The 15928-nt window shown below is 31.2% G+C and carries 13 protein-coding genes, 1 tRNA gene and 3 pseudogenes; 6 read left to right on the forward strand and 11 right to left on the reverse strand.

The window, feature by feature from the left end; translation table 11 throughout:
* The first annotated feature begins 207 nt into the window (after window positions 1-207).
* The 3 genes and pseudogenes from PYW31_RS10080 (at window position 208) to PYW31_RS10090 (ending at window position 1885) form a co-directional block, all read left to right on the forward strand.
* On the forward strand, window positions 208-408 hold the full coding sequence (locus PYW31_RS10080) for a hypothetical protein (protein ID WP_046837226.1): 201 nt from the start codon (window positions 208-210) through the stop codon (window positions 406-408).
* 367 nt (window positions 409-775) lie between these two features.
* A pseudogene (locus PYW31_RS10085) lies at window positions 776-1677 on the forward strand (TIGR01777 family oxidoreductase).
* A 19-nt stretch (window positions 1678-1696) separates the two neighbouring features.
* A complete protein-coding gene (locus PYW31_RS10090; RefSeq protein WP_046837225.1) occupies window positions 1697-1885 on the forward strand; it encodes a hypothetical protein in 189 nt (62 codons plus the stop codon).
* A gap of 63 nt (window positions 1886-1948) precedes the next feature.
* Here PYW31_RS10090 and clpP read toward each other — a convergent pair whose 3' ends face one another.
* A complete protein-coding gene (clpP, locus tag PYW31_RS10095; protein WP_046837224.1) occupies window positions 1949-2533 on the reverse strand; it encodes an ATP-dependent Clp endopeptidase proteolytic subunit ClpP in 585 nt (194 codons plus the stop codon).
* A 153-nt stretch (window positions 2534-2686) separates the two neighbouring features.
* Here clpP and PYW31_RS10100 point away from each other — a divergent pair.
* A tRNA-Arg gene (locus PYW31_RS10100) sits at window positions 2687-2758 on the forward strand.
* Between the two features lie 467 nt (window positions 2759-3225).
* Here PYW31_RS10100 and PYW31_RS10105 read toward each other — a convergent pair.
* A complete protein-coding gene (locus PYW31_RS10105; protein ID WP_046837223.1) occupies window positions 3226-5511 on the reverse strand; it encodes a CDP-glycerol:glycerophosphate glycerophosphotransferase in 2286 nt (761 codons plus the stop codon).
* Between the two features lie 298 nt (window positions 5512-5809).
* Between PYW31_RS10105 and PYW31_RS10110 the strand changes: the two are divergent.
* Window positions 5810-6109 (forward strand): annotated as a pseudogene (locus PYW31_RS10110) (site-specific integrase); the annotation flags it as partial.
* Window positions 6110-6220: 111 nt separating this feature from the next.
* Here the strand turns inward: PYW31_RS10110 and PYW31_RS10115 are convergent.
* Window positions 6221-6922 (reverse strand): class I SAM-dependent methyltransferase, encoded by a 702-nt coding sequence (locus PYW31_RS10115; protein WP_046837222.1) that lies wholly within the window; start codon window positions 6920-6922, stop codon window positions 6221-6223.
* Window positions 6923-7031: 109 nt separating this feature from the next.
* Here PYW31_RS10115 and PYW31_RS10120 point away from each other — a divergent pair.
* A pseudogene (locus PYW31_RS10120) lies at window positions 7032-7446 on the forward strand (cytidine deaminase).
* A 173-nt stretch (window positions 7447-7619) separates the two neighbouring features.
* Here PYW31_RS10120 and whiA read toward each other — a convergent pair.
* From whiA to hprK, 8 genes are all read right to left on the reverse strand, one after another.
* Window positions 7620-8564 carry a DNA-binding protein WhiA gene (whiA, locus tag PYW31_RS10125; RefSeq protein WP_046837221.1) on the reverse strand — a complete coding sequence of 315 codons (945 nt, stop codon included), beginning with the start codon at window positions 8562-8564 and terminating at the stop codon, window positions 7620-7622.
* A 43-nt stretch (window positions 8565-8607) separates the two neighbouring features.
* Window positions 8608-9606 (reverse strand): gluconeogenesis factor YvcK family protein, encoded by a 999-nt coding sequence (locus tag PYW31_RS10130; protein ID WP_046837220.1) that lies wholly within the window; start codon window positions 9604-9606, stop codon window positions 8608-8610.
* Window positions 9593-10519, reverse strand: a complete 927-nt coding sequence (rapZ, locus tag PYW31_RS10135) for an RNase adapter RapZ (protein WP_046837219.1) — start codon at window positions 10517-10519, stop codon at window positions 9593-9595. Before rapZ ends, PYW31_RS10130 begins: the two co-directional genes overlap by 14 nt.
* A gap of 505 nt (window positions 10520-11024) precedes the next feature.
* Window positions 11025-11969, reverse strand: a complete 945-nt coding sequence (gene trxB, locus PYW31_RS10140; protein WP_046837218.1) for a thioredoxin-disulfide reductase — start codon at window positions 11967-11969, stop codon at window positions 11025-11027.
* A 65-nt stretch (window positions 11970-12034) separates the two neighbouring features.
* Window positions 12035-13471 carry a tetratricopeptide repeat protein gene (locus PYW31_RS10145; protein WP_046837217.1) on the reverse strand — a complete coding sequence of 479 codons (1437 nt, stop codon included), beginning with the start codon at window positions 13469-13471 and terminating at the stop codon, window positions 12035-12037.
* A gap of 21 nt (window positions 13472-13492) precedes the next feature.
* Complete coding sequence (locus PYW31_RS10150; RefSeq protein WP_046837216.1) at window positions 13493-13972, reverse strand: acyltransferase; 480 nt, start codon at window positions 13970-13972, stop codon at window positions 13493-13495.
* A gap of 10 nt (window positions 13973-13982) precedes the next feature.
* Entirely contained in the window at window positions 13983-14819 is an 837-nt protein-coding gene (lgt, locus tag PYW31_RS10155; RefSeq protein WP_046837215.1) for a prolipoprotein diacylglyceryl transferase, read from the reverse strand.
* 3 nt (window positions 14820-14822) lie between these two features.
* A complete protein-coding gene (hprK, locus tag PYW31_RS10160; protein ID WP_046837214.1) occupies window positions 14823-15758 on the reverse strand; it encodes an HPr(Ser) kinase/phosphatase in 936 nt (311 codons plus the stop codon).
* Between the last annotated feature and the right edge of the window lie 170 nt (window positions 15759-15928).

The raw sequence follows: 15928 nt of genomic DNA on the forward strand, positions 1-15928 counted from the left end.
CGAATTAAACTTATTAACTATTTTTTAATACAGCTGTTATCGTCGTGTCATATCTATAGTAGAATAGACGTATCAATATTTTAACTATGTTCTTCATATTTCAACTTTACATTAATCTATAGGCGATCTCACCTTCAATATATTCACTGAATTTTAACCTTACCTTATTATAATTATACTACTATCATAACAGGATGTGGCGTCAATATGAAAAAACATGATCCATTACACGACTATGAGCGAATTAATCTCAAGGATGAAAAAAGTAACAAAGGACTTCGTCAAATGATGGTTGAAAACGACAACTATGAATCTCGTAAATATACAAAAACACGTTTTGTTTTCTTTATTTTTGTAATCTTTTTAATACTCATTGCTTTTGGCATCATTAGCATTTTTATTTTATAATACTACTTCTAGTATAAGTTTTATTATTAAAGTAATCAAAAGTTAAAAAGATAGTTCCTAATCATTAATTGCGTTAACATATAAATATAGGCCTATACGATACTCGCATAGGCCATTACTAAAGGGAGTCAAAATTTTACCTTCGTTAGTATATTATGGGGTATACTCGAAATAATTAAGAGATGATTAATTAATATCGAAGGTACCTTTATTATAACCTATACTATTTTAATTTAAATACTTCTAGCAAGAAGTTAATGACATATTAATGAACAAATTTTGAAAAAATTATGTCCTTCAAATGCGATTAGATTATCCTACCTTTAATCATTGCAAAATTAGGCACTATTATTTAAGAGGTGATAAGATGAAAAACTATTTAATTACAGGCGGGACTGGCATGATAGGCACACAACTTGTGGAAGCCATCATTCAAAGCGATGCACATATAACTATTTTGACAAGACAAAACAAAACAAATCAAGTTCACACCCGAAGATTACTTATGTGAATTGGTCAGAATCTGATTGGGAATCTAAAATTCCTCATATTGATATTGTCATCAATCTTGCAGGTGCTAGCTTAAATCAACGGTGGACAAAAGCACATAAACAATCCATTATGTTAAGTCGCTTACAATCTACCCAGGCATTATTTGATTTATTTAAAAATCGTGAACAAAGACCTTCTGTATTTTTCAATGCAAGTGCTATAGGTTACTACAAACCAGATTTAAATAGAACTTATACAGAATTATACAAAACTTTACCATTCGATTTTCTTTCAGAAGTGGTTTATCAATGGGAAAGACGTGCCCGTCAATTTGAAGCATTAGGTACACGCGTCGTAATTGGTAGATTTGGAATGGTTCTCTCTCAATCAGGCGGCGCTCTACCTTTAATGAAACTGCCCTACGAACTTTATCTTGGTGGTAAACTTGGGACTGGAAGACAGTGGTATTCATGGATTCACTTAGATGATTTAACAAGAGCCATCCTTCATACAATTAATACCGAAAAGGCTCAAGGCGTGTTTAACTTCACTGCCCCAATCGTGGAACATCAAAATTTATTTGGCTATACACTCGCTCGCGTTACACATCGTCCACACTACACTTGGGTACCTTCTTTTGCACTCAGATTAGTATTAGGACAAATGTCAACAGTCGTACTCGACACCCAAAAAGTCATTCCAAATAAATTACAGGCTATTGATTTTAAATTTAAATATCCAGATTTAAAAATTGCTTTGGAAGATTTAGTTCACTAACTTTTATGAGAGGGATAAAATGAAAGCAGATAGTCTAACACATATATTATTACTCATTATTAGTTTATTACTTTTATTAAATGGCTGCTTTGCTTTTGATAAGTCGCTAGCTATGACGATAGTATCTTCTATTTTTATCATTGTAGGATTACTACTAATGATTGTATCAGCAAAACTTTTCTATAATAATATAGTTAAACAGAAATAGATGTCAAAAAAAGACAAGTCGCTTATAACGACTTGTCTTTTTTATTAAAACTTTAATTTTAACTTATGATTCTGGAACCATGACTTGGTCAACCAGACCATATGTTTTAGCTTCTTCAGCTGATAAGAAATTATCACGATCTGTATCTTTTTCGATTTTTTCAATAGATTGACCTGTACGGTCTGCTAAAATTTGATTTAATTTAGAACGTGTTTTAAGAATATGGTTCGCAGCAATTTCAATTTCTGTAGCTTGACCTTGCGCGCCACCTAATGGTTGGTGAATCATTACTTCAGCATTTGGCAACGCAAAACGTTTGCCTTTTGCACCAGCTGCAAGTAAGAATGAACCCATGGACGCAGCCATACCAATACAAATTGTTTGAACATCTGGTTTAATATGTTGGATTGTGTCATAGATTGCAAAACCAGCTGTCACACTACCACCTGGTGAGTTGATGTAAAGGTAGATATCTTTTTCAGCATCTTGTGCTTGTAAGAATAATAATTGAGAAACAATAGAGTTTGCTACATTATCATCGATTTGTGAACCTAACATGATAATACGATCTTTTAATAAGCGTGAGTAAATGTCATATGCACGTTCCCCACGATTTGTTGTTTCAATTACTGTAGGTATTAAATTCATTAATATTGCCTCCTTATTTCTAACTGATAAATATATTTTAACCTAAAAGTCAAACATGGTCAAAAAATAACGCTTGAAATTTTCACGAAATTTCTTCAGTTGTTATTGACCATTGCTATTAAGATTTGTACACTTAAAGTATTGTTAAATTCCCCCCTCGTAGTGTAATGGATAACACATAAGATTCCGGTTCTTAGAATAGGGGTTCGACTCCCTTCGAGGGGATTTATAATATGTATATACTTTCCAAAATAAAGAGCCTTGTCATATCAAGGCTCTTTTTGTTCTGTTATCTAATGACACTATATAGTAAAGTGTTTTTCAGGGACTTTCTACAGTCCCAACATTTAAAACCACTCTATTTATTTTAGCTAAAAGATAATATCCTTTTATTTTTCTTAATAATTCCATAAACAAAGAAATGAAAACTTCTTTCGAGCTTTTATTTTTAGGCTTATTTTTGAAAAATTGAATCTTTTCTTAATCCCTCATTCATCTTAAATATAAGGTACTTTACTAGGTTTTCATGCACATTGATAATCTGTGTTCAAAACTGTCATTTTATTGTATTTATTCCTCGTCTTCAATAGAATAGTATTCATGAATAGCATTAATTTCCTTATTTCTAACAAAATTTATTCCTAATATAACTAATACTAATAACAAAATTTTTTTCACGATAGTTTTCCCCTTTATTTTATAACTGCTTCCACTATTCTTTTAGTAGCGTTACCATCTTCTAAATAGCAATATCTTTGATAGAATTCAGCATATTTTTCTTTATACTTTTCTTTTGTTAAATTTAAATTTTTGATGGAATCTACTAATTGATCATTCGTAAGTAATAACGGTCCCGGCAATTCATTGTATACGTCTATGTAAAATCCTCTTAGCATACTTTGATATTTCTCGATATCATAAGTGAAAAATAATATTGGTTTTCTTAAGTTCGCATAATCAAAGAATACAGATGAATAATCTGTAATTAAAATATCACTTGAAATATATAGATCATTAATATCGTTGTACTTAGAAAAATCATAAGCAAAACCTTCAAAACCTGTTAAATCCATATTATCTGAAATGAAATAATGCATTCTTAAAGCGATAACGTATTCGTCGCCAAACTCTTCACACATTCTTTCTAAATCCATTTGTAATTTAAATTTATAATTCCCAGCTGAATGGAATTCATCATCTCGCCATGTGGGAGCATATAAAATTACTTTTTTAGATGCAGGCAAATTCAATTTTTGTTTAATATTACGTTTATGTTCATCAGAATAATTATGTAATATATCATTCCTTGGATATCCATAAGTTAATATATCTTCTTTTGGATACATAAAGGCACTTTCAAATATTTCTTCGCTATACTTATTAGCTGCAATTAAATAATCCCATTTTCTAGATTGGGTATAAAAATCTTTTTTATAATTTTTGTTAGCAGATGTCACATTTTCCATATCGAATACAAGGCGTTTTAAAGGCGTTCCATGCCATGTTGATAAAATTGTTTGTTCATCTTTTTTAAATAACCATTTCGGTTGTCGCATATTTAATACGAAATATTTAGATACAGTTACGTAATAAAAGTACTTCCAACCAAAACGTTTTATGATTTTCACATTTTTATTCTTAAACTCTTCTTGGTTTTCAATAAGACTTTCATCATTTAATATCCATACATGTTGCCAAGTATCTTTATCATTTTCTAAAAGATACTTAAAAATCGCTTTAGGACTGTCAGAATAATTTTTACCTAAAAAGCTTTCGTATAGAATAGTATTTTCTTTTATAGGCAATTTGGTAAATAAATTTTTTTGTAATTTTTTCTGTCTAAATTTTTGATTTTTAGGTTTAATAAATTGATACGTTTTATAACCTAATACTCTAGTTTTACTTAACATGAATGCTTTTTTAAATTTCCCATTTTTTATAGCAGTGATTTCAAGATCATGTCGTTTACTCAACTTAATTTTAGATGATGGGTAGTTTAAAATTTTATGTAATAATTGATATATTTCGTGAATTTCACTATAAGATCCATTAAACAAACTACTTTTTACAATTTTATATAAATAATATCTTATTGCTTCAATTTTTATTTGTTTTGCTAAATTTAAATTCACACATTTTTCTAAGCCTTCTTTTAATGCTTTTATTCTTTGTAAAAATCTATCATCATGTTCTTCCTGTGTTAAAGAAGGACTATTTATTGAATCATTATGTATATATTTATAATATAATTTTGTGCTGGATTGTACGATGTGATTGGTTTTATTATAAAGATCCATTAAAAAAGGAATATCATTATATAGTGGGTTATCAGTTTCAAAAAAGAGTTGATTTTCAATTAAGAAAGATTTTCGAATAATAAAGCTATGTAGTTTAAATTGGTAATTTAAATTTTTCAAATAGTTTTTAGGTTTAATTGTAGTAAATTGATGGCTAATCATTTGTTTTTCAAACAAACCGTTTATTATACCTTTAACTTGCTTATTACTAACCGGTATACCTGTTTCATTTAATAATACTTCTAACTTATTAAATGCTTCGTTATCAAAAAAGGCTCTACTATTTGTACTTAATGTTGCAGTTTTATCTAAATTAGTTTTGCTAATACCAAATTTATAAATATCGATACTTTCATTTTTATCTTCAATCATTTGTTGAGCATAAATTAAAGCATTGGGATGTAAGTAATCATCTGCATCTAAGAAAACTAAAAACTCTCCAGAAGCATTTTTAATTGCTTTATTTTTATAATCTGAAATATTATCGTTTTCGCTCATTTTTAATTGTTTAATAGTTAGTTCTCTATTCTTACATAGTCTATCGATTAATTCTGTGTCATTATGTACCAGAATAACTTCATAACTATTATATGTCTGATTAATAATACTATCTAAACAATTATTGATGTATTTTTCATTCCCCCATTTATTTTTATATGTAATTATAATAGAGAAATTCATATATTCCCCTGCTTTCTTATTTTTTATATATATATTGCCCATTAGAACTATTTTTAATTATAATATTATATGTAGTTAAAAACAATGTGTTTTTAACATTAAATTAATTTACTTCACAAAACTTTGTTGTGTGAAAAGTGGGCTATCAAAAAATTCTGCAAAAAAGCTATACGTTAAGTGAACGTACTATTTGTTCAACACTAAATGGTGTCTTGTATAATGTTTAGAGTTATTGGAGATAAATATGTGAAAATGGCTTATATATAACACAAAGCAGATTCATCTTCTAGTCATGTATATAGCAAAATCAGATATGAAACACATATTAAGTATTATTAAAGGTAAGCCTATAAGTTACGATGGATATATATTTTAAAATATTGGAGCTATAATATCATCTAATGCAATTAACAAAACACTAAAACAGCATGTGATAAGTCACACTCATTGTTCTTACCTTTTAGTAAAAGGTATAGCTATTTATTATATTTCAAAATGAATAAGTCACAAAAACATATCAATTAATACTTCTATTTATTCACATTTGTTAGAAGAAAAATACAAAAAAGAAAAAGACTTAAAAAGATTTAAACACTAATCCTATAAACTTTGAATGTCCCTTTTATAGGATTAGTGTTTAACGAACTATGACAAATACATCAACACTACTAAGCATTTGAACTCTTTATATAAACTAAACTGATAATAATCATTTCACTATTTTTAACATCGTATTAGCATGTGTTTGAAATTCATAATCTACTTTGCATTCACTAACGTTATATCCTAATTCAGTTAAATTTTTAATGATATGGTCTAAATATGCATAGCGATGACCTTCTAAATCAACCAACGGGAAGATTCTAAGCTCTTTTTTGCTCACTCTTAACAGTTCTTCTAAACACTTTATATGAAATGCATAATCTAATCTATCAGCATACATAAATAAAAAATGCGCAGATAATACGATATCAAATGCTTCATCGCAGTACGGTAATTCTGGTAATGATACAGCTTTGTATTGATTATTGTGACGCTTCATATCTTCGACACAATCTTCCAATGCCTGTTGCCGCTGATATTTCAAATCCTCTATATTTTTAAAGTAATTCCAATTATAATTATCCTCGGAATTTTTCATTTTTTCTATCGTATGTTGAATGTCCTCTTTACCTTTCGCATACAAATCAACTCTATTAAAATAATATGCTATATCACACGCTTCTATATTTAATCCTTTTTGTCTTCCTTTTGCAGAAAATGAACAAGCTCCAGCAGGACAATCCAAAATATTTTTTCTCTCTAACTCAGGTAATGATAAATCAAACATCTTCAAATATTCTTTATATGTACGTCCTATAAAAATAATTCTTTCTATTTCTAATTTTTCACTTCTTAATTTATTAGTCAAAGTACCTCTCCTTAAAAATATGTATTTTGAGCGATTTAAGTAAATAATTCTTAGAAATAATGGTATCATTATTTTAATTAACTGAAAATTCTTTTTATTTATGGCATATATGAATATTGAAGAAAAACTTTTTAAAACAGCACAGCAATTTATAAAATCTAGGTACCCTGAAGGTTGGGGAGCAGCCATGTATTCAAAAAAAGGTAATATCTGTTAGCACCAGAAATTATTAATGCTTCCTCAGCCTTTGTATTGAAACAGGTGCCATTTTAGAAACACATAAAAACCAAGATACTATTACTCATTCTATTTGCGTAGTTAGAGATGATACACAAAGTCATTTTAAAATTTTCACACCTTGCTAGACTTGCCAAGAAAGACTAGCCTATTGGGGCGGTAAAATAAAAGTAGGCGTTACTACACGTAATAATCAATTATTATACAAAGATTTAAAAGAACTTCAGCCATACCATTGGACACAAGCTTATGACGACATTAAATATTGTGATGATGACGATACTTAATTTAAATAACTTATTAATGAAAGGCATTTATTGTGATTTCATTTGCCATATCTTGTAGCTTAGACGTTTTCTATCTAAAATATTATTTATTCTAAACTTAAAAAAGTAGTTTCCATAATTATGGAAACTACTTTTTTAAGTTTAGAAATTCGTTTTACATTATTTGTATTTTCTTATAATTCTAATGGCTCACCTGTTCTTAGTTTATCAGCCATTTCGTTTAATTTTCTTAGGCGATGGTTCACACCTGATTTAGATATACTACCGGTAGACATCATCTCTCCAAGCTCTTTTAGAGACACTTCTTGATGTTCAACTCTTAATTTGGCAATTTCCCGTAGACGTTCTGGCAAGTTATCTAATCCAATTTCTTGATCAATCAATTGAATACTTTCCACTTGCTTCATTGCAGCACTAACAGTTTTATTTAAATTTGCAGTTTCACAATTCACTAATCGATTCACAGAATTTCTCATATCTCTAACAATACGTACGTCTTCAAATTTTAATAAGGCTTGATATCCACCAATCAAACTTAAAAAGTCTGAGATTTTTTCTGCTTCTTTTAGATAAGCTATGCTGCCCTTTTTTCTTTCTAAGTGTTTAGCATTTAACTCATAATTATTCATCAACTGTGTTAAACCTTCTGAATGATCTTCATATAATGAAAAGACTTCGAGATGGTAGGATGATGTCTCTGGATTATTCACAGAACCACCAGCTAGAAATGCACCACGCAAGTAACTTCGTCTCATCTCATCATCTTGTATCATTGCTTCGTCAATTTCATGCGTAAATACGCCATTTTTTAAAATACCTAACTCGTCTAATATTTCTTTCGAGCGTGCTTTGATACGACATATATATATATTGTTCTTTTTTAACTTCATTTTCTTTCTTACAAGTAGCTCAATCTCAACATTAAAAACTTTTTTAATTAACGAATAAATTCGTCTTGCTGTAGTAGCATTTTCTGTCTGTACGTTAATTACAAATTGTTGATTAGCTAGACTGAGTGCACCATTCATCCGTATAAGTGCACTGAGCTCTGCTTTAGCATTTGATTCATCTACTTCTATTCTTGTTAGTTCGTTTTTCATTTCGGATGCAAAGCTCATTATTTAATCAGTCCTTTCTTAAACTAAGACATCGGCTTAATTTTTATTCATTGCTATCTTTATTTCTATTAAACTCAATTGTTTCTGTTTCTCTCATTGCGATTTCATAAATCATTTTAGCCAATACTTCTGTATTATGACGTACATAATTTTCTGAAGAGATTTCTATTAATTCAGGATGTGTAAAAACTTCGATATCTTGTGCTTCCATTACTTCAGTATGACATTGAACAGGTTCTGCGTTCTCTTGTCTATATCGCTCTAAAACATCTTTATTATATGTCTGAGTTCCACAAATTGCATAATTAATACATCTTTGTCCGATATGGTCATGAATCGCATTAACGTGATCAAGCACAGTATACCCATTTGTTTCACCAGGTTGTGTCATAACATTTGAAACATATAATTTGGGTGCATCACCACTTAACAAAGCGTCTGAAATCCCCTTCACACAGAGATTAGATATCACACTAGTATATAATGATCCTGGTCCTAGTACTATTAAATCTGCTTCTTCTAGCGCTTCTACTGCTTCTTGCATCGGTTCTACATCTTCTGGCTCTAAAAATACACGCTGAATTTTTTTATTTTTTTTCGGAATTTTAGATTCGCCATATACAATTTCCCCATCTTCCATTACTGCATTCAAACGTACACTTGTGTTTGTTGATGGAATGACGCGCCCTCTGATATTTAGTATTTTACTCAATTCCTTCACAGCATGTCCAAAATCATCAGTGATATTCGTTAATGCTGCAATAAGTAAGTTTCCAAGTGAATGTCCTTCAACTTGATTTTCTTTAAAACGATATTGAAATAATTGTTCTAACGTAGATTCTGTCTCACTTAATGCTGAAATTACATTTCGTATGTCTCCAGGCGCAGGTATATCCATTTCACTTCTGATTTTACCTGTACTTCCACCGTCATCGGCTACAGTAACTATTGTAGTAATATCAATTGGGTAATCTTTTAAACCACGCGCCAAAACGGATAAACCTGTTCCTCCACCTATGAGTACAAGCTTAATTCTCTTCATCTTTTTGTTTCACGCCACTTTCGACATATGCATCTCTATGATGCACATACACGTTATAGTCAAACTTTTCTTTTAATTCTGTCCCAATACGTTTCGCTAATGCTACAGAGCGATGCTGTCCACCTGTACAACCAATAGCAATGACTAATTGAGATTTACCTTCTTTTTGATATCTAGGAATCATAAAAGCTAATAAATCAATTAACTTTTCATAAAACATATTTGTTTCTTTCCATTTCATAACGTAGTTATAAACTATTTCATCTTCACCTGTTAAAGGTCTCAATTCATCAACATAGTGTGGATTAGGTAAGAACCTAACATCAAAAACTAAATCTGCATCCATTTGGATACCATGTTTGAATCCAAAACTTGTCACATTGATATTAAAGGTTGGAAAATCACTACGGTTAAAGTAATCACCTATACGCTTACGCAATGCTTTGGGCTTCATATGTGATGTATCAATCGTATAGTTAGCTATACCCTTTATCTCACTCAATAGTTCTCGTTCTTCATCAATAGATTCAATTAATGAACGCTGTCCATTTTCATTTAATGGATGTGCACGACGCGTTTCTTTATAACGCGAAATAAGTCTTTCGTTTGAAGCTTCCAAGAATATCATATCAACCATTACACTGTCATTGCTTTTAATTTTATCAATTTCTTGAATTAATGATTTAAATAATTCTTTCCCTCTTAAATCAATTGCAATCGCTACTTTTTGTAAAGACGGGTTGCCTTGCTCCATCAACTCTACAAATTTAGGCAGGAGGATTGGAGGTAAATTGTCTACGCAAAAGTAACCAATATCTTCTAAACTTTGAATTACTACGGATTTCCCTGCACCTGATAAACCTGTTACAACCAACAATTCACTTTTTACTAGTTCATTTTCTTCTCGCTGCATCTATTTACACCATCCATCGCTCATTTTATAACGCAAAATTTATATCTAAGTTGTTTTAAAATTTCATTAGTATTTAAAAACGCATTGCAAGCACTATTCATTCGTCCTCATTCATTGAAAATGGCACTCCATCTTTACATACCATTAAGTTTCTATCAAAAACGTATCTACTAAATGCTATGCTATCATATTATATTTTACATTAAAAACGACTAAGGTAGTAGTATCATTGCTTATATTTAACATCATTATTAATCAAAATCTTATATACTATACGACAGTATGATTGAATCGTATAGAATCATTTTCACTTTTTTCTCATAAATTCTAAGGCAATTAATACGCAACATGCCGTATCCCTATCCTGACTTTATTCATAAAAAAATAGAATGCCCTGACTCACATATAAAATGAAAGTCGAACATTCTAATTATGACTGAATTTTATTTCAATACACAGGTTGCCTAATTTTCAAGCAATATGCAAGAGGCATTCATCAGTATCATTATACTTCAACTGTATCGTTTAAGTGTTCAATATAAGCAATAGCGCTTTGTGCAGCAATACTACCATCACCAGTAGCTGTTACGATTTGACGTAAACCTTTATCACGCACATCACCAGCTGCATAGATACCAGGTACTTTTGTGCTCATATCTTCATTTGTTTCGATATAACCTACGTCGTTTGTAATACCTAAGTCTAAGAATGGTGTTGTTAATGGTTTCATACCGATATAGATGAACACGCCATCTGCATCTAATGTTTGTTCAGAACCATCTTTTGTTGATTCTAAAGTTACAGATCCTACTTTGCCATCTTTATCATTAATTGTTTTTAACGTGTGGCTCCAAATAAAGTCGATTTTATCATTTTTAAATGCTCGATCTTGTAGGATTTTCTGTGCACGTAATTCGTCTCTACGGTGAACAATAGTTACACTGTCAGCAAATTTCGTTAAGAATGTTCCTTCTTCAACTGCAGAATCTCCGCCACCGATAACGAATAATTTTTTCCCTTTAAAGAATGCACCATCACATACAGCACAATAACTTACGCCACGGCCACCAAGGTCTTGTTCGCCTGGTACACCAATTTTTTTATATTCAGCACCCGTTGAAATAATCACTGCACGTGCTGTTATTTCTTTATTTCCAAGGTTGATGACTTTGTAGCCACCTTTATCTTCAATTGATTTAATATCGCCATATTGGTATTGAGCACCAAATTTTTTCGCATGTTCAAACATTTTTGTTGATAAATCTGGTCCTGTGACCATTTCAAAACCAGGGAAGTTTTCAACTTCTTCTGTATTTGCCATTTGACCACCTGGCATACCACGTTCAATCATTACAGTACTTAAGTTTGCACGTGACGCATAAACAGCAGCTGTCATACCTGCTGGTCCAGCACCAATAATTGCAACATCAAAATCCACTTGTTCAGCCATTTATATTGCCTCCTATTTATTAATTCATTATGCGCATTATATATGATTTCTTGCATTTTATAAACTTATATGCTCAACAAATAATCTATCATTTTATTTAAGCGATATTGAGAAATATGGAACCATTCTAATACCTGTTGTTTGGTCACTTTTGTCTCGGTATTGCGATAATACATATACACAAACGCTGCTACGTAGTCATCAACTGGTGTGAGATCTACATTTTCAGAAATAATAGCTTCCGCTTGATCAATCCATACGATAAACAATGTTTCGTTATTTTTCAATGATTCCACATTGTACATCATTAACATGCCCTTGTGAATAAAATCTAACTTATTTAATTTTAAATCTTGAATTAAATACGTTAGATATAATTTTTCGTAATCATTCATCGTCTCTAGCACGGCCCAGATTTCTTCAGTCATAAAAACTTCTCTACCTCTTAATTGATTCAATAAGAATACACCATAAAGTCTATGGTGACTATCGTCATTCAACAATAATGGTAATATATGATGATCAAAGTAAACCTTACTATCTGCAACAATCCATGGAGCATAACCTACATCAACTTGTGAAATCTCCTGTAATTTAGACCAAAAATACTTACTTTCTTCTAGATTACCTAAATGGTAGTGATTATAACTCAAAGCGTTGTACATTTGAATAGAAAGGAACTTTCCTTTTCTATATAACGGTTGCAGAATGTTTTGAGAAGCTTGGTATTGTTTCAAATAGCATAATACGATACCTAACTTAAACGATTCATCATCATTCATTGGCATGACTGTGTTTAAAATTTTTAAATAGCGTTCGTACTTGTCGTTATCTTTTGTATTATAAAGCAACAGTGTATAGTGACATAATGCGTGTACGTCAGTATTATCTTCGGAGAGTAAACGCTCAAACATTTCTCTAGCGATATCATACTCGTTTAAATATAAATAACACATCGCAAGCAAATTACGTACCACGCGATGTTCTTGAATAGTCTCATCTTGATCTAATATATATGTCCTTGCTTCTGACAATCTCCCTTGCGAAAATAAATATTGAAAGATTAATTGTATTGCAAATAATTGACTTTCAATTTCTATTTTCTCTGCGGAATGATAGGACACTTCGAACATCTCTTCTAGTTCTTCTTGATAGTCTTCATCATTAGAAGCCAAAACGTAATTCATCCCAAATAAAAATGATTTATTTGGGTCATTTAACGTAATATTTAATTGGCTAAGTTGATAAAAACTATCTGGAACTTCTTCAGAACGAGCGATATTCTCATAAAAAATATGCTCAGCCTTGCTACCTAAACCAAGTTGAACAAGACTTTCAGCATATTTTACTTTAATATCAAATTCTTGAGGTGACATATCAAGCACTTTCCCAAAATAATCTGCGGCCTTTTTATAATCGTGTTGAAGAAACTTCTGCTCTCCAAGCTTTTTATAAAACGGGCTATCTAGTTTCATTTGTATCACTTTATCGTTATGCGCCATCTATAATCACCTCCTAGTTACTTAATTATTTTTCATTAGCATAGGATTACCATAAGCTAATGTATGATCGGGTATATCTTTTGAGACTACAGTACCTGCACTCACTTTAACGTAATTTCCAATGCTCACCCCTGGTAAGATGATTACATTAGCGCCAATTAAAGTATGATTGCCAATATTTACTTGACCAGTTCTAAATTCATCCACTAGAAACTCATGCGTTAATATTGTCGTATTATAACCAATTACACAGTTTTCTCCTATTGAAATGTATTCTGGATAGAGTAAATCTGGCACAACTTTATAAGCAAATGCAGTATGTGCCCCTATATTCATTTTTAAAACGTTACGATATATCCAATGCTTGATTTTTACTTGAGGTAAATACCTACAAATTTCAATAATAATAGTCTGTTTAACTATTTTAAATGTCTTAACGTAACGATACATGTACCAAAGTGGGTTCTTACCTTGTGTTTTTTTAGTGTTTAATTTGCGCATTTTCGCCTCATCACTTCGCTTTTTGATTCGGCCAAGTTAAAGGTCCGACATCTTTGTAACGTGGTGCTTTATATTTTAATCTTCTAATAATCATTATGGCAATACCTACAATAATTAAAATAATAGACATGAGTTGTGCAACGCGAATATTACTCGTCAACATTAAACTATCCGTACGCAAACCTTCTACGAAAAATCTGCCGATCGAATACCAAATTAAATACAAGCAAAGTGTATCTCCAACTTTTAAGTGCTTTCTTATGATTAATAGTATGACAAATCCAGCAATATCCCATACAGATTCATATAAAAATGTAGGCTGGTAATATTTGCCATTAACATACATATTATTAATAATAAAATCTGGAATATGTAAGTGTTCTAAGAAAGATTTTGACACAGGACCTCCATGAGCCTCGTGGTTCATAAAGTTGCCCCATCTACCAATTCCTTGACCTAATAACATACTTGGTGCAATAACATCACCGATTTGAAATGGATTAAGATTTTTCTTCTTACACACAAATATCCCCGTAATAAATCCACCAATTAAGCCACCATGTATTGCAATACCGCCATGCCAAATCATAGGTATTTCAATTGGATTTTGGGCATAATATGGCCATTGAAAGATCACAAAGTAGAGTCTTGCAACAATAAAGCCAAATATAGCACTCCAAAAAATGATATCGACCAATGTATCTTTGTCATGGCCGATACGTTTTACGCTAGCTTGGGCAATAAAATAGCCTAAAAGTATACCTGTGGCAATAATAATCCCGTACCAACGTACTGAAATGGGACCCAATTGTATAGCAATTGGGTCGATGTAATTTAACGTCATCATTTGTTAGTTCTCCTCATTGTTATTGCCATTACGCATTATTTCAGCATTTAGACGATCGTTGAATTCTTCAGCAGTATTGATACCCATAATATTCAGACGATAGTTCATTGCTGCAACTTCTATAATGACTGCAACGTTACGACCTGGTCGAACCGGAATTGTTTTTTTCGTAATTTCGTTATCTAATATTTTTAATTTTTCTTCGTTTAAACCTACACGGTCATACAACTTTTCTTTATGCCAATTTTCTAAATGTATATTTAGACGTAAGCGTTTTTCAGTTAATATAGACCCTGCACCAAATAATGTCATAACATTAATAATGCCTAGACCTCTTATTTCTAATAAATGTTCGATAAGTTTTGGTGCTTTACCAATTAATTCATCTTTACTAATTTCTCTAATTTCGACATTATCATCAGCTACAAGTCTATGACCACGTTTCACTAACTCAAGCGCCGTCTCACTTTTACCTATACCAGAATCACCAGTAATCAGTACACCTACACCATATACATCAACAAGCACACCATGTAGCGAAGTTGTTCTAGCTAGCTCATGCTCTAAAAATGTTGTTAGACGTCCCATGAGTTGTGTAGTAGCAATTTTAGAAGTAATTAATGGAGTTTCAAGCTCTTTAGCCGCCTCTATAAGTTCTTCGGGTGGCTCTAAATCTCTCGTCACAATAATAGCTGGTGTTTCTGGTCTACATAATTTTCTCATACGTCCTTTACGCTCTTCATCTGGTAATAAATTATAGAAAGATAATTCCGTTGTACCTAGCAATTGAATGCGATCTGAAGCATAGTGAGAAAAATAACCTGCCATTTCTAATCCAGGTCTTGAAATATCCGTATTTTTAATTTGTTTGTTTAAACCTGTTTCTCCTGCAATTAAATCAAGTTCAAACCGTTCTACTAAGCTTTTTGTAGTTAACATAGGTTCACCTCTATCAATATTTCTCCTACATGTGCGATATATTATTATCATATCAAAAAGACAGGATAATCCATATTAAAAAGTGTAGCAGAGCGATAATTTAATACTTAATATGAATATCATACCGTATATTAATAATCTATGATACACGTTATACACGATTGCAAAAC

It is taken from the genome of Staphylococcus succinus, assembly GCF_029024945.1.
Taxonomy (GTDB): domain Bacteria; phylum Bacillota; class Bacilli; order Staphylococcales; family Staphylococcaceae; genus Staphylococcus; species Staphylococcus succinus.